This is a genomic window from uncultured Desulfovibrio sp. (assembly GCF_944327235.1).
GTDB lineage: Bacteria > Desulfobacterota > Desulfovibrionia > Desulfovibrionales > Desulfovibrionaceae > Desulfovibrio.
Genome location: NZ_CALVHE010000001.1, coordinates 36,022 through 53,191, shown reverse-complemented (window position 1 = coordinate 53,191; position 17,170 = coordinate 36,022). Strand labels below are relative to the sequence as shown.

Sequence of the window (17,170 nt, the reverse complement as noted above, 5' to 3'; positions counted from 1 at the left end):
CACTACGGAAAAAGCGTGGTTTTTCCGTGTGTTCGGTTGCTGGTAGTCGCTCTCGCGACTACCAGAGCAATCCACATTTTCAATGTGGAATTGCTCTAACGGTGGGATGCGGCGGCGCGGACGGCGCGGCAACACTCGCCCTGTGTAGCACAGGCCTGCCGAAAGGTCACTGAAAAATTGCCCGCCCTTCCCTGCGCCAGACAAGGCTTTCCAGCCATTGGGAGACGCTGCGGCCGTTGACGAGAAGATCCGGCGCGAGCTCCGCCAGCGGCACGAGCACGAAGGCCCGCTCGCACATGCGCGGGTGCGGCAGCAGGCAATGGATATCCGTACTCGTTTCGTTGCCGAAAAGGAGCAGGTCCATGTCGATGCTGCGCGGGCCGAAACGCAGATCCGGATCACGCCGCCTTCCCAGTGCCGCTTCCATGCCCAGCATGGCGGCCAGCAGCTCACGCGACTGCCAGCGGGCAGCATCCACGGCCAGCTCCAGTACGGTATTCTCAAACCACGGCTGATGGGCGTAGCCCTGCGGCTCGGTCGTGTAGCGGGAGGCGGCCCGCACGAGGCGCAGGCCCTCCAGGCGTTCCAGCGCGGCGCTCGCGGCGTCGAGCATATGCGCGGCATCAGGCGTATTGGAACCGAGGCTCACATAGACCGGCAGTTCGGCAGCAGCAGACAGCATTTAAAAAAAATAGCGTACAACGGGCAGGGCTGTCAAAGCATCGGAGGCTTGCCCCTCCGGCGGAGGCAGGCTACCATACGGAGATGGAGAAAAACACCGCCTCCCCCGCTGTCCCCTTTGCAAAGCTGCGTGATGCGCTGGCGCGCTCTGTTCCCGTCTGGGCCAATGCCTTGCTGGCCGAGCGGGGACTTTCCGTACGGACAGTGGAAGCCTACCGACAGGACATGGAGCTCTTCCTCCTCTATCTGGACGAGTGGGATATGGGCCGGGGGGCTGCCGCTTCTCGGCAGGCCGTCCAGCTTGGTGAACAGGACATCATGCTGTTTCTGGCCTGGTTGCGCTCACGACAGAATACGGGGCGCAGTCTGGCCAGACGCTTGTCGGCCCTGCGCAGTTTCTTTGCCTTTGCCGTGGAAGAAAAGGTGCTGTCGGCCAATCCCGCCGCCCTGCTGGAAAGTCCCAGGCTGCCGCAATATCTGCCCGAAGTGCTGAGTCGTGAGGAGATGGAGCGCCTGCTTGCCCAGCCGGATCTGCGCGACAAGTCCGGCCGGAGGGATCGCTGCCTTATGGAGGTCCTGTACGCGGCGGGTCTGCGGGTCTCGGAAGTCTGCGAGCTGACGCTGGAGGATCTCGATCTGCAGCGCGGGCTCGTGCGGGTGTTCGGCAAGGGCGGCAAGGAGCGTCTGGTGCCCCTTCATGCTGAGGCCCAAGCCCGGCTCCAGGACTATATCGCCCACTGCCGTCCCGAATTTTCGCCCAACAGCCATCTGCTCTTCGTCAACCGTTCCGGCAACGGACTTACCCGGCAGTACGTCTGGAAAGCCATCAAGAAATACGCGCTGACGGCGGGCATCCGTCGTGAGATCTCGCCGCATACCTTCCGGCATTCCTTTGCCACGCATCTGCTGGAAGGCGGCGCCGACCTGCGGTCCGTCCAGGTCCTTCTGGGCCATGCGGACATCAGCGCCACGGAGATCTATACCCATGTGCAGGCCGAACGCCTGCGCAGCATCCATCGTGCCCATCATCCCCGGAGCCAGTCCCGATGACAGTCGTTTCCACCCTTGTCACCTGCCACGCCAATGCCGATTTTGACGCCTTTGCCGCCATGCTGGCCGTCCGGCATCTGTATGCCCCCTGCGCCCTGCTTTTCCCGGGGACGCAGGAGCGCGGTCTTCAGAAGATCGCCGCCACCGTGGACAGAGAACGGTATTCGCTGCGCGAGAGCGATGAGATCGACTGGGATGCCGTGACGCGTCTTGTGGTGGTGGATACCCGGCAACGCGACCGCCTGCAGCATGTGGGGCGTCTGCTGGATCGGGAAGGGATGCGCATCGAGGTCTGGGACCATCACCCCGACTCCGGGGACGACGTGGTGGCCACGGTGACGCATCGGGCCGAAGTGGGAGCGGTGACGAGCCTTATCGTCAAGGCGCTGTCCATCGCTGATGTCCGGCTGGATGCGGACGAGGCCACCCTGCTCGGCCTCGGCATCTATGGCGATACCGGCTCGTTCACGTACTCCTCCACCACGCCGCTGGATTTTGAAAGCGCCGCCTGGCTCCTCACGCAGGGGATGCGCGTCAACGATATCGACGACATGGCCGCCCACGAGCTCACCAGCGCGCATGTACGGGCGCTGAACAGTCTGCTGGAATCGGCCCGCACCTATACCATCAACGGCATCGCCGTCGTCATCGCTGAAGCGTCGATGGAGCATTATTTGGGCGATTTCGCCTATCTGGCCCACCGGCTCATGGAGATGGAGAAGTTCACGGTGCTGTTTGCCGTGGGGCGCATGGAGGATCGTATCCAGGTGGTGGCCCGCAGCCGGACGGAGCTCATCAACGTGGGCGCGGTCTGTGCGGAGCTGGGCGGCGGCGGACATGCCTATGCAGCCTCGGCTTCCATACGCAACATGATGCTCAATGAGGTGCATGACGCCATCGTGCGCAATCTGCGCGGCCAGCTTGGGGAGGACAAGACCGCCAGGGACTATATGTCCACGCCGGCCGTGGGCATCGAGTCGGACAAGACTATCCGCGCCGCCGATGAGCTCATGCTGCATTTCGGCCTCAAGGCCGTGCCTGTCTTCGTGCCCGGTACGCGCCGCTGTTGCGGCATTCTGGATGCGCAGACGGCCTCGCGCGCCCGGCTGCACGGACTGGGCGAGTTCACGGTGGAGAACTACATGCTCCGTACTCCCACCCTGCTGCCGCCGGAAGCGCCGTTGAGCGAGCTTTCAGCCATCATCGTGGGCGCGCGGCAGCGTCTCGTCCCCATTATCGAGCATGATGAGGTCATCGGTGTGGTGACGCGCACCGACCTTATCAATGTCTTTGCCAACGAGCCTGTGCAGCTCAAGGAAAATGACCAGCCGGTCATCAAGCCGCGCAATGTGGCCAAGCTCATGCGCGACAGGCTCTCGGCGCATACGCGTTCCATTCTGGAGCTGGCCGGCAATCTGGGCCGCAAGCTGGGGCTGCCCGTGTATGTGGTGGGCGGTTTCGTGCGCGACATCCTTCTGGATCGGGACAACGAGGACATCGATCTGGTGGTGGAAGGCAACGGCATCGAGCTGGCCAAGGCCCTGGCCGAAGCCCTGGACGGGCGCGTGCGCGAGCATCAGAAGTTCATGACCTCGGTGGTCATCTATACCGGCCCGGACGGTGAGGAATTGCGTATCGACGTGGCTACGGCCCGACTGGAATACTATGAGTATCCCGCCGCCCTGCCTACGGTGGAGCTTTCTTCCATCAAGATGGACCTGTTCCGGCGCGATTTCACCATCAATGCCCTCGCCATCCGGCTGGACTGCTCTCCCTACGGGCAGATGGTGGACTTTTTCGGCGGTCAGCGGGACATCAAGGACGGGAATATCCGTGTCCTGCATACTCTGAGCTTTGTGGAAGATCCCACGCGCTGTCTGCGGGCCGTGCGCTTTGAGCAACGTTATGGCTTCCATCTTGACCCCGCGGCGGAAAAGCTCATCAAGAACGTTCTGTCGCTCAATTTGCTGGACAAGCTGAGCAGTCCCCGTATCTACCATGAATACAGCCACATGTGCACCGAACCCAATCCTCCGGCCTGTTTCATCCGTATGGAGGAGCTGGGGCTGCTCAAGGCCATAAGCCCGCAACTCGCGCTCACGCCTACCCGACGGGAGACGCTCATGCGTATGCGGGAAATGGTAAGCTGGTATCATCTGCTCTACCTGGAAGAGTCGGTGCAGCACTGGCTGGCCTATTTTCTGGCCCTTTGCCACAATCTCAATTACGAGGACGCCCGTAGCGTCTACGAACGCCTCGGCCTGCCGCCGCAGCGTCGGGCGGCGGTCTTCCATCTGCGGGAGAAGGCGCGCTACCTCTGCTCTCGGCTGGAAAGCTGGCAGCGCAAGCAAAGCGACGCCCATACGGACGTTTTCGGTTTCTGGAAGATGCTGGAAGGGCTTGAGCTGGAGTTCTTGCTCTATCTCATGGCCGCCACTGATGAGGAAGGACTGCAGAAGAACTTTTCCCGCTACATCACCCAGTGGCGCAGAGAAAAGGCGGACATCGGCGGTTCGGATCTCATCGCGCTGGGACTCCGCCCCGGTCCGCGCTTTACCGAGATCCTGCGGCAGGTGCTGGCTGCCAAGCTCAACGGCACGGCGGTCAGCCCTGAAGCGCAATGGGAGCTGGCGCGCGATCTTGTGCAGGCAGCACTGGCCGAAGCGGACGCGTCCGAGCCTGATGCGGGGCGGAAGTAGGCCCTCCGTAAGGATATCTTTGCGCGCATGTCAGGGGCATTGGCCTGCGGGCTTGCCCTCGGCGCGGAGGAGGTGTATAGTCACAAACCATGAAACAGCTCTGGGCGCCGTGGCGCATCGAATATATTTTGGGGACGAAGCCCGATACCTGCGTGTTCTGCCTGCCGGAAAGCACGCAGGAGGATGAGGAACGCCTTGTCCTGTACCGTGGCGGGAGCGCCTTTGTCATCATGAACCGTTATCCCTACAATAACGGGCATATCATGGTCTGTCCGTACCGTCATGTTTCCGAACTGACGGAGCTTTCTCGTGAGGAAGCCCATGAGATCATGGATCTTGTGCAGCGATGCAGCGGGATCCTCAAGCAGCACTTTAACTGTGAGGGGATCAACGTGGGGCTCAATCTCGGCAAGGCCGCCGGCGCGGGCATCGGAGAGCATCTGCATTTCCATCTTGTGCCCCGCTGGAACGGGGATTCGTCCTTTATTGCCGTGATGGATGACGTGCGGACCATCCCTCAGCACATCAGCGAGACGTACAAGGCCCTGCGGGCCTGTTTTTAACGAAAAGCGCCGAGAGGAGGAGCTATGCGCTTTCTTAAAGTCCTGATTCTGGTTGTGGCAATCTTTCTGGCGCTGGTTTTTCTGTTCCAAAACCAGGCGGCCCTGTCTCAGGACATGGTGTTGACGCTGAACCTCTTCTTCACGGCGCCCATGTCTTCCATCCCCTTGCCCCTCTATTTCATGCTCCTTGCCGCCTTTGCGCTGGGCGCGCTGCTGTCCGTCTGTTTCCTTGTCTGGGACAAGATGCACGGCACGGCCCGCTTCATGAAGGCGCGCTGGCGCATCAGCCAGCTTGAGCGCGAAGTGGAGAAGCTGCAGAAGCAGCTGGCTGCCGAGGGCAAGAAGCAGTCTTTCTTCCAGCGTGCCCGGCAGGGCAAGGAAGGCGCCGCGCAGGAAAAGCCCGCTGAAAAGCCTGTTGAGACCCCCACGGAAAAGCCCGCCAATACCAAGCCTCTGGAAACGTCCGCCAAGGAAGCTGAGGCGGCCTCTTCTGTCGAAGATATCGTGGCGCCCGATCCTGACAAGCCCTAGCAGGCCCATCCATGGTTGATTTTCAGAGGGGCGGCATCATCGTCTGATGGTGTCGCCCCTCTGTGTCTGTTCCTCTTTTTCCTGATCCTTCTATCATGTCCGTCATGTCCGATACTTCCATTTCCTCCGCCTCCGCTGCCCAGATCCCGTCCGGCGCAAAGCTGACCCCCATGTTCGAGCAGTATCTGCGTATCAAGGCCGAACATCCTGACGCCCTGCTTTTCTATCGTATGGGCGACTTTTACGAACTTTTCTTCGACGATGCGGTCACGGCCGCCCGTGAATTGCAGATCGCTCTCACCAGCCGCAGCAAGGACAGCGAAAATCCCGTCCCCATGTGCGGGGTGCCCTGGCACGCCGCACAGAGCTATCTTGCCCAGCTGGTGGATAAAGGCTACCACGTCGCCATTTGCGATCAGGTGGAGGATCCGCGGCAGGCAAAGGGGCTTGTGCAGCGCGCCGTGACGCGGGTAGTGACGCCTGCCACCGTGTTGGACGACGCCAACCTGGACAGCAAGAGCCATAACTATCTTGGCGCGCTGCTGCTGGATGAAAGCGGCCGGGGAGCGTTCACCTGGGCCGATATCTCCACCGGGCAGTGGTCGGGGGTGGAACTGCGCCGGGCAAACGAGCTGTGGCAATGGGCGCAGAAGCTGGCCCCGCGGGAGCTGCTCGTGCCTGAAGACATGACCTTGCCGCCGCATTGTCTGCTGGAAGGCATCCGTCTTGTGCGGCTGCCGCGAGTGGCCTTCGAGTCCGGCCGGTCAGCGCAGCGGGTGCTCCGGGCGCAAGGCGTACAGGAACTCCAGGCGCTCGGCTTGCAGGACAAGGAAGCGCTCCTGCGGGCCTGCGGCGGCCTGCTGCATTATCTGGAGCAGACGCAGAAGCGCCTTCCCGAGCATCTCCTGCCCTTTCAGCCGCTCGATCTGGGGCGGCGTATGCTCGTCGATGACGTGACGGAACGTAATCTGGAAGTTTTTTCGCGTCTGAACGGACGTAAGGGCAAGGGCACGCTGCGACATGTGCTTGATCAGACCATGACCCCTATGGGCGGGCGTCTGCTGGAGGACATGCTCCGCCACCCGTGGCGGGAGCGTGGGCCCATCGTCCGTATCCAGGATGCCGTGGCTTTCCTGCATGGTGATGATGTCCGTCGGGAGCGTATGCGCGAAGCATTGGATGCCGTCTACGACATAGAGCGCCTCTCCACGCGCATCACGCTGGAGCGCGCTACCCCGCGTGACTTCATCGCCCTGCGCAACAGCCTTGCGGCCCTGCCGCATGTCTATGCGGCCCTGATCACGCCGACGGACGGGCAGTACGTCACGGAAGAACGAAGCCTCGGCAACGATCTGCCTGCCGCCCTGCATGAGCTCTGCGCCGGATGGGATTCGCTGGAGGACTGTACGGAACTGCTGACGCAGGCCCTGGTGGACAGTCCGCCCACGGTCATCACGGACGGCGGCCTGTTCAAGCCGGGTTATCATGCGGATCTGGACAAGCTTATGGACCTTGTGGAGCATGGCGAGCAGAAACTTCAGGAAATGCTTGAAGAGGAGCAGCGCGCCACGGGCATCGGCAAGCTCAAGCTCGGCTACAACCGCGTGTTCGGGTATTTTTACGAAGTCAGCAAGGCCGCTCATTCCGGGCCGCTGCCTGATCATTTCATCCGTCGGCAGACGCTCGCCAATGCCGAACGGTTCACGACCCCGGCCCTCAAGGAGCTGGAGGAAAACCTCCTTTCCGCTTCAGATAAGCGCAAGGAGCTGGAGTATTCGCTCTTTGTGTCCTTGCGGGCGCATATGGCCGCCCAGCGGGAACGCCTGTTGCACATGGCGGATGTGCTGGCTCAGCTGGATTACTGGCAGTCGCTGGCCCATGTGGGGCGGCGAAACGGCTGGTGCCGTCCCGAGCTGGAGGACTCCACGCAGCTCTTCCTGCGTGAAGGTCGGCATCCGGTGGTGGAGGCCATGGTGGGCAGCGCCAATTTTGTTCCTAACACGGTGGTGCTGGATGACAGGCGGCGTCTCTGCCTGCTCACGGGGCCAAACATGGCTGGCAAGTCCACTGTCCTGCGACAGGTGGCCATCATCTGCCTGCTGGCCCAGATGGGGAGTATGGTCCCGGCCGCTGAAGCCCGCATCGGCCTTGTGGACAAGTTGTTCTCGCGGGTGGGCGCATCGGACAATCTGGCGCAGGGGCAAAGCACCTTCATGGTGGAGATGATGGAGACCGCCCGTATCCTGCGACAGGCTACCCGGCGCAGTCTGGTCATCCTGGACGAGATCGGCCGGGGGACCAGCACCTATGACGGCGTGGCGCTGGCCTGGGCCGTTGTGGAGAATCTGGCTGGCCGCCTTGGCGGCATCCGTACCTTCTTTGCCACACATTATCATGAACTGACCGCGCTGGAGGGGCGCATCCCCGGCGTTTTCACCATGAACATCGCCATTCGGGAGCATAACAACGAGATCCTGTTCCTGCATCGTCTGGTCCCCGGTCCGTCCGACCGCAGTTACGGCGTGGAGGTGGCTCGTCTGGCCGGGGTGCCCTCCTCCGTGGTGCAGAGGGCGCGCGCCATTCTGGCTGATCTGGAGCGCGGAAGGGGCGAACGACGCAGCGAGGCCCCGGTTTCCCTTGCCCTGCCCGGCCTGGAGCTGCCGCAAGCCCCCCCGGTGAAGAAGGGCAAGGGCATTGCTTCCGTCGATCCTCAGGAAGCCTGCCGGACGTTGCCGCAGGAGCACCCGCTGGTCCTGTTGCTGCGGGATGTGGAGCCGGAAAAGCTGACCCCGCTGGAGGCGCTCCGTCTGGTGACGGAATGGAAACAGCTTTGGGGCATTCCGCCACGTCCTGACGAAGATGCGGGAAATGGAGGGGACATCGCTGATCCGTCACCCGCTGAGGAACAGACCAACACGGAGCTTTCCTTTGCTCTTCCTCCTGCCGATGCGGCGGATGAAGGCGAACCGCCGTTTTAGAGCGTTTTGCCTTTGAAAAAGGCTTGACGCGAGACGAGGGCACACACCGCCCGGCCCCAAAAGCGGAATGACCGCGTTTTTCCGCGAAACGACAGACCCAGTCTCTGTTCGATGTTTCCATCGTCTCTTGGTGCACGATGGATGCCGCTTTGCATGACCGCTGCGGCTGCATGTTCTGCCGAAGGCAACGGAAGTCTTGCTGTGGAGGGCATCCTTCACCCGCGAGACAGGCGAAGATATCTTCCTGGCCTATACCGGCCAGCGGAAAAATGAAAAAGGAATGCACGCATGAGTCAGCCCAATCCGTGGAGCGTCATCCAGTCCATTGCCGAGCAGCGCATTGCCGAAGCGCAGAAACAGGGAGCGTTCGATGATCTTCCCGGAGCGGGACGCCCGTTGCAACTGGAAGATGACAGCCATATCCCGCAGGAATTGCGTATGGCCTACAAGGTGCTGCGCAACGCTGGCTGTCTGCCGCCGGAGATGCAGGATCGCAAGGATATAGCCAATCTGGCGGATATGCTGGAGCAGTGCGAGGACGAGCAGGAACGCGTGCGGCAGATGCAGAAACTGCGTCTGCTCGTCATGCGCGCCAAGACCCGCCATGAGCGTGTGCTGCATCTGGATGACGAACAGTATTACGACCGGCTGCTGGACAGGCTTTCCCGCAAGGTGACTGCCGGGAGGACAGACGGGGAGAAAGCCTGACCCGCTTTTATCGGCATGACCTGCGCTGGCGCGGAGAAGCCTGTTTTGTATCGTGACAGGAAAGAGATATGCTTTCCTTAAAGTTAGTGCGTAGCTTGAAGTGGATATCCTTTTTACTTCTGCTATATGTGTCGTTGGGCACAAACTTTTTTGGCAATATAGGTGCGCTCGTCGCAAGCCGGGGATATTTCATCCCGAAAGAATCCTCTCTTTTTACCTTCTCCGTTACGTTGGACAATATAGGCAATGGAGAATACTGGCTGTATGGAGAAGATGATGCCTTCTACTATTATGCCGGTGTGATGCCGTATGCCGTCATGGCAAAGGATGTGCCCTGCCCCGGTTTGGACAAGCTGGATTACAGGACCTGGTGCGGCGTGGTCGTCCCGAAGCATGACGGCTATCCGCAATGATCATTTGTCTCTTCTTTTGGGCGGACTAGGGCCTGTTAACACAAATTTTGCAAACAATTTTAATAGATAAGCCAAGAAGACTGTATGCGCATCGCTTGCTTTTGGGACGAGGGTGCCTCGTGTCTTTGACTCTTCCCCCGATAAAAGCGCGCTGGGGAAGGGAAACCCGCTCCCGCGCTGGCAGCGACCCAACGGGCGGCCGCAGGCCGTGTCCGTTAGGCGATGCAGGAGCCTTACGGACATCGACAGCAGAGCGAGGGCTTTCCCTTCCCCCCAAACAGGCAACGAATAGTGTTGGCCCTGGAACAATTTCGGTTTGAAACGCGCTATGCGTTTTGCCCAGGCTGCCGGTCATTTCCAGGCAGGTGGATGCACATGTCCGCATCCCAGAGACTGCGATAGCCCCAGAGCAGCGCGCTGAGCACCGTCAGGCAGACAGTGGCGCAAATGGCCATCATGATGCTGCCCTGATACAGGATGGCCGTGGCCGGGTCGGCTCCGGCAAGGATCTGGCCGGTCATCATGCCCGGCAAAAAGACGATGCCCATGCCCAGCATGGAGTTGAGCGTGGGCAGGAGCGCCGTTTCCAGTGCTGTGCGTACGAGTGGAAAGAGGATGTGCTGCGGGCGCACGCCCAGATTGACCAGCGTACGGATGCGTGCCTGCTGTCCTTGCAGGGCCGTCTCAAAGCTTTTGAGCGCCAGACTGAGGCCGGTCATGGCATTTCCCATGAGCATTCCCCCCAGCGGGATGACATATCGCGGATCGAAGGCGTTTTGCCGCGCGATGCAGGTCACAAAAAATACGGTGGAAAGCAGGCCGCAGCAGGCAAGGCAGCAGGCCACGCAGCAGGCAAAGCGGCGGTTGAGCTGCGGATGACGTCCCAGCACGGTGCGGATGGTGAAGCCCGTCATGAGCGCCAGATATCCGACTGTCAGCAATGGATGCGGATGGGCAAAGAGCCAGGTCAGCACAAAACCGGCCAGGATGAGCTGAAGGGTCATGCGCAAGCCGGCCATGAACAGGAGGCGCGTCTGCGCGATGCGACAGGCTTTCATGATGCCGCCCACCATGAGCAGGAGGACGTAGGCCAGCAAAAAGGGCATTATCTGGGAAAGCAGCGAGGATTCTATGATCGTCGAAGGTTCGTTGTAGAGGGAGTGGAGCCTTGGCGACTCAGGCGAGTTCCAAGAGGTTGTCGGCAAAACTGGCGGTCAATCCTCTATCATGACTGACAAGAATGACGCTTATGCCGTGCTGCGCGGCAAAGTCACGCAGATTGTTCATGAACCGGCGGGCCGTGTCGCCGTCCAGAGCCGATGTCGGCTCGTCCAGCAGCAGGACGCGCGGTACGAAGGAAAGGCATACGGCCAGGAATACCCGCTGGCGCTCTCCTCCGGAAAGCGTGCCGCACGGACTGTCCGTGGATAAGGGGCAGGCGCAGAGATCAAGAAAGCGCCGCATACCGGTGGGATTTGGTTCCGGCAGCTCGCGCAGCGCATAGAACTGCCGGAAGTTGTCGGCTATGCTGCCGTCGCAGAGAAAGACCTCCTGTCCGGCCAGCAAGACGTCACGTCTGAGTTGCAGCGGGTCACAGGCGCGTATGTCCTGACCGTCAAAGGCGGACTTGGCCGGTGCTGGGGACGAGCGTCCGGTTGCAGAGGCGCAGCAAGGTGCTTTTGCCGCAGCCGCTGGGACCGCAGATGATGTTGATGCCCTGCCGCTGAAAGGCGATGTCGGGATAGCGGATCCCGGCAAAGGAAAGGTCGTGGGTAGTCAGGATGGGCTGCAAGGTCGGAGGATGGGGCATCACAGGGCTTTTTCCTCATGGCATGATGGAGCGGGTTGAACGGAGGCGGCTCTGTGGCGCATGATCACGGCGCACGGTCGAAGCTGCGGAAAGCATTCGGAGTGACGGCGCAGGCTGTGCCGTACCTGCCGCCCGAACGGGTACCCACACATCTTCCGCTGCCTGCGCGTCCAGCGGCAAAAATCCAGCTCACTTTTTACCTGCCCTGCTCTGCAGAGGCAGACGCCTCTCCCTCGCATGGCTCTTGATGGGCGTCAGCTGTCATGGGGAAAAGCATACTCAGAATAAGGCGCATTGCCGGCCAAGAGACACATTTTCCGCTGGCCTTTCCAGATCGGGGACGTTTCATGGGCCATTAGGGCCTGTCAACACTATTCGTTGCCTGTTTGGGGGGAAGGGAAACCCCTCGCTCTGCTGTCGATGTCCGTAAGGCTCCTTTGTCGCCTAACGGGTACGGCCCTGCGGGCCGCCTTTCGGTCGCTCCCTTCCCCCCAAGCCCCCCATCCCTTCCCCAGCGCGCTTTTACCGTGGGAAGAGTCAGGGACACGAGGCTCCCTTGCCCCAAGGGCAAGCGGAGCGTATACAGCTTATTTGTCTTATCTATTGAAATGGTTTGTAAAATTTGTGTTAACAGACCCTCAGGGAATGCCTAGAACAGATCGGCGTCCGCCGGCATACGCTCCCAGCAGATGCGCCCTTTTTTACGAAACTTGCGCAGCAGGACGTAGATGCTGCCGGGACCGCCGTCATGCGGCTGTGCGGTGCAAAATGCCAGTACGACACGTTTGAACGGGTCTTGCGTCAGCCATGTCTGCAGCTTGCCGCGCAGGATGCCTATGCCGTCCGGCGAATTCTTGCCGCGTCCGGGCACGAGCAGCACAGTGCGCAGACCCTTGTACCATGCGCCGCGCATGAAGCCGCGCAGCGTTTCAAAGGCTTGCAGGACGTTGAGGCCGTGCAGGTCGAGGTGCGCCTCCGGACTGAGCGACCCGGAGCGCAGCTTGCCCATGATGAGCGGGTCCAGCCCTACCACATGCCCTTCCAGATATTCGTCCGTGAAGGAGAGCGCAAATTCCAGTTTGCCGTCCAGAAAATCCTGCAAGGAAGTATCCGCCGCCGGAGGCGGCGACTGAGGATTGACGGCCGGGGCCACGGCTCTTCCCTTACCGGCCAGGGGGGCCACTTGCTTCATGGCCAGCAAAAAGGCGTCTTCTTCCTCGCTGATGGGCTGACTGTCCGGCATGGTGAGGGGAGCAGGCGTCTCCTTGGCGTTGGCTGGGGATGCGGAGCGTTCCGCTGCATCCGTGCTGCGCTGACGAGCTTTTTTCATCTTTTCCGTGAGGTCGCTGTGCTCATCGAGCGAAAAGCCCTGTCGGGCCGTCCGTGAAGGAGCCGTTTTTTCCACGCGGGTCATGGCCGCCAGGAACAAGGCGGCATCGGCGTCGTCATCCTTCGGGGCATGACGTCGCTTGCCGTGGGACGCGGACGCTCCGTCCGTCGGAGCATGGCCCCCGCGGCGGGGAAAGGCCTTGTGATCAAGCGAGGCAAAGGGATTATTGAAGCGGGAATTGCCGCTATCGTCGGAGTGTGCCTTGTGGGACATGGCGGACCCTCTCGGAAAAAAAAGCCGCGGACAAGCCGCGGCTTTTTCAGGTTCTGCTGGAAGGGTTATTGCGCCGCGGCGGGCGTTTCCGCCGCAGGGGCCGTCGGCGCGCCCTCGGCAGGCGTGGCGGCGTCGGGCGTGGCGGCAGGAGCCTGCGGAGCAGCCGGAGCGCTGTCCTCGATGCTCACCGGCGGCGTGCTGAGGATCTGCGATTCATCGGAAGCCGTACGCGGGCTGGTGACATAGGTATAGCTCAGGGACGTGATGACGAAGATGATCGCCATGAACGCCGTCAGTTTGGCAAGGATGCCCCCTGCGCCCGCGCTGCCGAACACGGAGGTGCTTCCGCCTCCCCCGAAGATGACGCCCATGCCTTCCTTGCCCGCCTGCAGGAGGATGAGGATGACAAGGAGAACGCAAACAATGATGTGAAGCGTTAAGATAAGGGTTTCCACTGCTTCCTCCGGGAAATCCCTCTTCAGGCATTGCCTGAAGTCCCGCGCCGTTCTGCAACGGCACGGACGGGATTAGGCAAAGATGATCTGGGCGAAAGAATCCGCGTCCAAAGAAGCGCCTCCTACCAGAAGGCCGTCCACATTGTCAAGGGCCAGAAGACCGGCGGCATTGGCAGGCTTGACGCTGCCGCCGTACAGCAGCGGCGTGCTCTCCCCTGCCGCCCCGATGACCTCGCGCAGCAGCTCGCGGGCGATGGCGTGGGCTTCGCTCGCTTCTTCCGGCCCGGCGACCTTGCCGGTGCCGATGGCCCAGACCGGTTCGTAGGCGACGGCCAGACGACTGACGTCGGCGGGAGCGACCTCCGCCAGACCGGCCTGGAGCTGACGCTGCAGAACGGCACGCAGCTGACCGCTTTCCCGCTCGGCAAGGGTCTCTCCGATGCAGAGCATGACGGAAAGGCCCTGAGCAAGAGCAAAAGCCGTCTTGCGGCCTACGAGTTCGTCACTTTCCAACAAGACGTGGCGGCGTTCGGAATGGCCCGTCAGCACCCAGGACGCTCCGGCATCCTGCAGCATACGGGGGGAGATCTCACCGGTGAAAGCCCCCTCTCCGGCGGGATAGACATCCTGACCGCCGGTAGCCGCACAAGACACGCCCTCAAGGGCCGCAGCCACCTCGGCAATGGCCGTGAACGGCGGGTAGACGATGACCCGGCGTCCATCAGGCTGTTTTTCCGTCAGGCGACGGGCTAGGGCCGCAGCCGTTTCACGAGCTTCGGCCCGGGTTTTGTACATTTTCCAGTTGGCGGCAATAATCTTTTGCATGATGGGATCCATTCAGGCCCTGACGAGGCGCTCGTAGATCAGGGCATCCTCGTCCGGGGCTCGGTAATAGTTGCGGCGTCGCCCCACCGGGCGAAAATCAAAGCTTTCGTACAGGCCAATGGCTGGAATATTGCTTTCTCGCACTTCCAGCAAACTCTTTTTGATACCCATTTTCCCCGCTACTTGCAAGGCCATTCCCAGTACCCGGCGTCCGAGCCCCTGCCTGCGGCGCTCCGGCGACACGGCGATATTGAGTATTTCCAGTTCATCCGCGCTGTGATAAAAGGATATGTAGGCCGCTAGTCCCGCCGTCTCCACCAGTCCGAAGGCGGCAAAGGCCGGCTGACGGAAGGCGGCGCGGCACTGCTCCGCTGTCCAGGGCTGGCTGAAACAGCGTTTTTCCAGACTGAACATGGCCTGCGCGTCCTCGGCGTGCAGGCGGCGAAATGTCAGACCCGTCTCAGGTGTATTCATGCGGAATCGTTCCTTGCTGGCGGGCGCGCACTCCCTGCTGGAAGTCGTCGATGCCCGTAATCGTCCTTTTTGCCGTCTCGCCGAGCGCCTTGTGCGGGAGCAACGGCTTGTCCATAGGGAAATCTGTCTGCTGGTGGGGAGCCGGGAAGGCATATTGCTGGCTGCAGGTCCACACGGTTGGGACTTTTTTGCGCGCAGTCCCGTTCCTGCCGGGGCATCTTTGCTGGACAGCGTCGAGGCGCTGGCCCTGCGGCTGGGGCTGGGGGACTGTCGCCTGCGCGAGCTGGGCACGTTACCGCCCTGTCCGGCCACGGATCTGGCCTTTGTTTCCCTGTTTTCGCTGCGAGTCGCCTCTTCCCGTATGCGCCTGATGGCCGAGGATACCGCCACGCGTCTGCTGCTGGATCGGGAGGAGTTCCGGGGACTGGCCCTGCATGGCGGGGAGCTGCTTTCTCCGCTTGTGCGACATGCCGTTCTGGAAAGTTCGCTGCTGGACTGAACCGCCTGTCTGTTTTTTTCCTGACGGGATAAAGGCCGTCAGGCGGCTCTATGCCGAGGGACCAGCCTGCGCGGCCGTTGGCCTCATGCACATGACCGTTGGTAGCCAGTATCTCGTCTCCAAAGTTGTAGGGAGCGCCGTCGCTGCGGCTTATCCGTCCCCCGGCTTCCGTGACGAGCAGTATGCCGGCCGCCACATCCCAGGGTTTGAGTCCCTTTTCAAAATAAGCGTCCAGCTGGCCGGAAGCCACATAGGCCAGATCGATGGAGGCCGCCCCCATGCGCCGGAGGTTCTGCACCTGCGGCAGGATGACGGCAAGCTGTGCCATGATGTGCTGTAAACCTTCACGGACATCATACGGGATGCCCGTGGCCACCAGACTGTCCGTGAGCTGATCCGCTCCGCTGACCGAGAGGCGGACGCCGTTGCGGAAGGCCCCGCCGCCGCGGTAGGCCCGGTAGCATTCATGCAACATGGGCACGTTGACCACGCCCAGCAACGGTTCACCTCTGTCCCAGAGGGCGACGGAAGTACCGACATGGGGCAGGCGGTGGACGAAATTGGTCGTGCCGTCCACCGGGTCGATGATCCAGCACAGCCCGTCAGTGCCCGGTCCGAAGGAATCGCCCTCCTCGGCAAGGATGCCCGCTTGCGGCAGGATCTGTTGCAGCTCCTGTACGAGAAAGGCTTCCACGGCCTCGTCGGTCTCAGTGACAAGGTCGGTACGGCCCTTGTGGCGTACATGGCTGGGATGCCGCCAGTGTTCGAGGATGATGTCGCCGCTGCGGCGTACAAGCGCTTCCACTTTGTCCGTAAGTGCGGACAGATTGCAGGAAAGATCGTACATGGCGCGTCAGTTGATGAAAACGGGTTGATACAGCTTGCGGTCCAGCATGGCCTTGGCGGTCCCGCGCAGCACTGTGGTCAGCGGTTCCTTGTCCACAAAGACCTTGAGGCGCGTTTCACGCGCGATGCGTTGATCCAGGCCCCGGAGCAGAGAACCGCCCCCGGCCATGAGCAGACCGTTACGGTGGATGTCCGCGGCCAGTTCCGGCGGAGTGCGTTCCAGCGTCCGCAGGACGGTCCCGACGATGGCCTGTATGCACTCGTTGAGGGCCTCGCGGATATGCCCCTCACCGATGGTGATGACTTTGGGCGCGCCCTCCACAAGATCCTTGCCGGAAACCTCCAGACGGGGAGAATCGGGGCGCGGTACAGCGTTGCCGAGGATCTTTTTGACGTTTTCTGCCGTTATTTCACCGACTTCAAGCCGAAAGACATCCCGAAGATAGCGTTGTACGGCCATGTTCATGGCGTCTCCGGCCACACGCACCGACTGGGAGACGGCGATGCCGGACAGGGTGATGACCGCCACCTCACTGGTGCCGCCGCCTATGTCGAGCACCATATTGCCCAGCGGCTCGCCTACGGGAAGGTCCGCTCCCAGCGCCGCGCCCATGGGCTCTTCCACCAGTGAGACGTCATGCGCACCGGCCAGATGTGCCGAATCGATGACGGCGCGTTTCTCCACCTGCGTGATGCCGGTGGGGATGCAGATGACCATGGACGGCTTGACCAGGCGCAGACCGGTGATGGTCTTGCGCACAAAGTAGGCGATCATGGCCCGCGTCACGTCAAAGTCCGCGATGACGCCGTCTTTCATGGGACGGATGGCCCGGATACGCTGCGGGGTCCGTCCCAGATATTCCCGCGCTTCGCTCCCCACGGCAAGCACTGTGTTCTTCTGGACATCCACGGCGACCACGGAGGGCTCGTTGATGACGATGCCATGCTTGCGGGTGAACAGCAGCGTATTGGCTGTCCCCAGGTCCATGGCGATGTCCTGGGCGAAAAAGCGGCGAAGCAGATGCGGCAGCATGG

The 17,170-nt window shown here is 61.5% G+C and carries 16 protein-coding genes and 2 pseudogenes; 8 read left to right on the top strand and 10 right to left on the bottom strand.

The features are described from left to right. Positions 1–166 precede the first annotated feature (166 nt). Positions 167–682: a 2-amino-4-hydroxy-6-hydroxymethyldihydropteridine diphosphokinase gene (gene folK / locus Q0K00_RS00235; protein WP_297226551.1), complete on the bottom strand. Its 516-nt coding sequence runs from the start codon at positions 680–682 to the stop codon at positions 167–169. A gap of 83 nt (positions 683–765) precedes the next feature. Between folK and xerD the strand changes: the two genes are divergently transcribed. The 7 genes and pseudogenes from xerD (at position 766) to Q0K00_RS00200 (ending at position 9,623) form a co-directional block, all read left to right on the top strand. Continuing rightward, positions 766–1,731, top strand: coding sequence for a site-specific tyrosine recombinase XerD (xerD, locus tag Q0K00_RS00230; protein ID WP_297226550.1), 966 nt, complete (start codon positions 766–768; stop codon positions 1,729–1,731). Next, positions 1,728–4,430: a CBS domain-containing protein gene (locus Q0K00_RS00225; RefSeq protein WP_297226549.1), complete on the top strand. Its 2,703-nt coding sequence runs from the start codon at positions 1,728–1,730 to the stop codon at positions 4,428–4,430. Before xerD ends, Q0K00_RS00225 begins: the two co-directional genes overlap by 4 nt. A gap of 89 nt (positions 4,431–4,519) precedes the next feature. Further along, entirely contained in the window at positions 4,520–4,993 is a 474-nt protein-coding gene (locus Q0K00_RS00220) for an HIT domain-containing protein (protein ID WP_297226548.1), read from the top strand. Between the two features lie 24 nt (positions 4,994–5,017). Further along, positions 5,018–5,524 (top strand): lipopolysaccharide assembly protein LapA domain-containing protein, encoded by a 507-nt coding sequence (locus Q0K00_RS00215; RefSeq protein ID WP_297226547.1) that lies wholly within the window; start codon positions 5,018–5,020, stop codon positions 5,522–5,524. Positions 5,525–5,628: 104 nt separating this feature from the next. Beyond that, positions 5,629–8,361, top strand: a pseudogene (gene mutS / locus Q0K00_RS00210) (DNA mismatch repair protein MutS); the annotation flags it as partial. 429 nt (positions 8,362–8,790) lie between these two features. After that, positions 8,791–9,210 (top strand): DnaJ family domain-containing protein, encoded by a 420-nt coding sequence (locus Q0K00_RS00205; RefSeq protein WP_297226546.1) that lies wholly within the window; start codon positions 8,791–8,793, stop codon positions 9,208–9,210. A 68-nt stretch (positions 9,211–9,278) separates the two neighbouring features. Continuing rightward, a complete protein-coding gene (locus Q0K00_RS00200) occupies positions 9,279–9,623 on the top strand; it encodes a hypothetical protein (protein WP_297226545.1) in 345 nt (114 codons plus the stop codon). Between the two features lie 326 nt (positions 9,624–9,949). Here the strand turns inward: Q0K00_RS00200 and Q0K00_RS00195 are convergent, their stop codons facing one another. From Q0K00_RS00195 to rimI, 7 genes are all read right to left on the bottom strand, one after another. Further along, complete coding sequence (locus Q0K00_RS00195) at positions 9,950–10,729, bottom strand: ABC transporter permease (protein ID WP_297226544.1); 780 nt, start codon at positions 10,727–10,729, stop codon at positions 9,950–9,952. Between the two features lie 70 nt (positions 10,730–10,799). Next, positions 10,800–11,228, bottom strand: coding sequence for an ATP-binding cassette domain-containing protein (locus Q0K00_RS00190; protein ID WP_297226603.1), 429 nt, complete (start codon positions 11,226–11,228; stop codon positions 10,800–10,802). Between the two features lie 10 nt (positions 11,229–11,238). Continuing rightward, entirely contained in the window at positions 11,239–11,433 is a 195-nt protein-coding gene (locus Q0K00_RS00185) for an AAA family ATPase (protein WP_297226602.1), read from the bottom strand. A 649-nt stretch (positions 11,434–12,082) separates the two neighbouring features. After that, the gene (locus tag Q0K00_RS00180) at positions 12,083–13,036 is read right to left on the bottom strand and encodes a Smr/MutS family protein (RefSeq protein ID WP_297226543.1); all 954 of its coding nucleotides are present in this window, start codon (positions 13,034–13,036) and stop codon (positions 12,083–12,085) included. A 65-nt stretch (positions 13,037–13,101) separates the two neighbouring features. Continuing rightward, the gene (secG, locus tag Q0K00_RS00175; RefSeq protein ID WP_297226542.1) at positions 13,102–13,491 is read right to left on the bottom strand and encodes a preprotein translocase subunit SecG; all 390 of its coding nucleotides are present in this window, start codon (positions 13,489–13,491) and stop codon (positions 13,102–13,104) included. Between the two features lie 72 nt (positions 13,492–13,563). After that, positions 13,564–14,316 carry a triose-phosphate isomerase gene (tpiA, locus tag Q0K00_RS00170; RefSeq protein ID WP_297226541.1) on the bottom strand — a complete coding sequence of 251 codons (753 nt, stop codon included), beginning with the start codon at positions 14,314–14,316 and terminating at the stop codon, positions 13,564–13,566. A gap of 12 nt (positions 14,317–14,328) precedes the next feature. Next, complete coding sequence (gene rimI, locus Q0K00_RS00165) at positions 14,329–14,790, bottom strand: ribosomal protein S18-alanine N-acetyltransferase (protein WP_297226540.1); 462 nt, start codon at positions 14,788–14,790, stop codon at positions 14,329–14,331. Here rimI and Q0K00_RS00160 point away from each other — a divergent pair. Continuing rightward, complete coding sequence (locus tag Q0K00_RS00160; RefSeq protein WP_297226606.1) at positions 14,789–15,289, top strand: NUDIX hydrolase; 501 nt, start codon at positions 14,789–14,791, stop codon at positions 15,287–15,289. The genes rimI and Q0K00_RS00160 overlap by 2 nt on opposite strands. Before the next feature lie 178 nt (positions 15,290–15,467). On the opposite strand, the pseudogene Q0K00_RS00155 reads toward Q0K00_RS00160, so the two are convergent. Together Q0K00_RS00155 and Q0K00_RS00150 are read right to left on the bottom strand one after the other, a co-directional pair. Beyond that, a pseudogene (locus Q0K00_RS00155) lies at positions 15,468–16,136 on the bottom strand (inositol monophosphatase family protein); the annotation flags it as partial. Positions 16,137–16,142: 6 nt separating this feature from the next. Further along, the gene (locus Q0K00_RS00150) at positions 16,143–17,168 is read right to left on the bottom strand and encodes a rod shape-determining protein (protein ID WP_297226539.1); all 1,026 of its coding nucleotides are present in this window, start codon (positions 17,166–17,168) and stop codon (positions 16,143–16,145) included. Positions 17,169–17,170: the final 2 nt, after the last annotated feature.

Bases quoted from the DNA above. Each gene is read 5' to 3' on its own strand.
- folK (WP_297226551.1), bottom strand. From the start codon at position 682: ATGCTGTCTGCTGCTGCCGAACTGCCGGTCTATGTGAGCCTCGGTTCC.
- xerD (WP_297226550.1), top strand. From the start codon at position 766: ATGGAGAAAAACACCGCCTCCCCCGCTGTCCCCTTTGCAAAGCTGCGT.
- Q0K00_RS00225 (WP_297226549.1), top strand. From the start codon at position 1,728: ATGACAGTCGTTTCCACCCTTGTCACCTGCCACGCCAATGCCGATTTT.
- Q0K00_RS00220 (WP_297226548.1), top strand. From the start codon at position 4,520: ATGAAACAGCTCTGGGCGCCGTGGCGCATCGAATATATTTTGGGGACG.
- Q0K00_RS00215 (WP_297226547.1), top strand. From the start codon at position 5,018: ATGCGCTTTCTTAAAGTCCTGATTCTGGTTGTGGCAATCTTTCTGGCG.
- Q0K00_RS00205 (WP_297226546.1), top strand. From the start codon at position 8,791: ATGAGTCAGCCCAATCCGTGGAGCGTCATCCAGTCCATTGCCGAGCAG.
- Q0K00_RS00200 (WP_297226545.1), top strand. From the start codon at position 9,279: ATGCTTTCCTTAAAGTTAGTGCGTAGCTTGAAGTGGATATCCTTTTTA.
- Q0K00_RS00195 (WP_297226544.1), bottom strand. From the start codon at position 10,729: ATGCCCTTTTTGCTGGCCTACGTCCTCCTGCTCATGGTGGGCGGCATC.
- Q0K00_RS00185 (WP_297226602.1), bottom strand. From the start codon at position 11,433: ATGCCCCATCCTCCGACCTTGCAGCCCATCCTGACTACCCACGACCTT.
- Q0K00_RS00180 (WP_297226543.1), bottom strand. From the start codon at position 13,036: ATGTCCCACAAGGCACACTCCGACGATAGCGGCAATTCCCGCTTCAAT.
- tpiA (WP_297226541.1), bottom strand. From the start codon at position 14,316: ATGCAAAAGATTATTGCCGCCAACTGGAAAATGTACAAAACCCGGGCC.
- Q0K00_RS00160 (WP_297226606.1), top strand. From the start codon at position 14,789: ATGCGGAATCGTTCCTTGCTGGCGGGCGCGCACTCCCTGCTGGAAGTC.
- rimI (WP_297226540.1), bottom strand. From the start codon at position 14,790: ATGAATACACCTGAGACGGGTCTGACATTTCGCCGCCTGCACGCCGAG.
- Q0K00_RS00150 (WP_297226539.1), bottom strand. From the start codon at position 17,168: ATGCTGCCGCATCTGCTTCGCCGCTTTTTCGCCCAGGACATCGCCATG.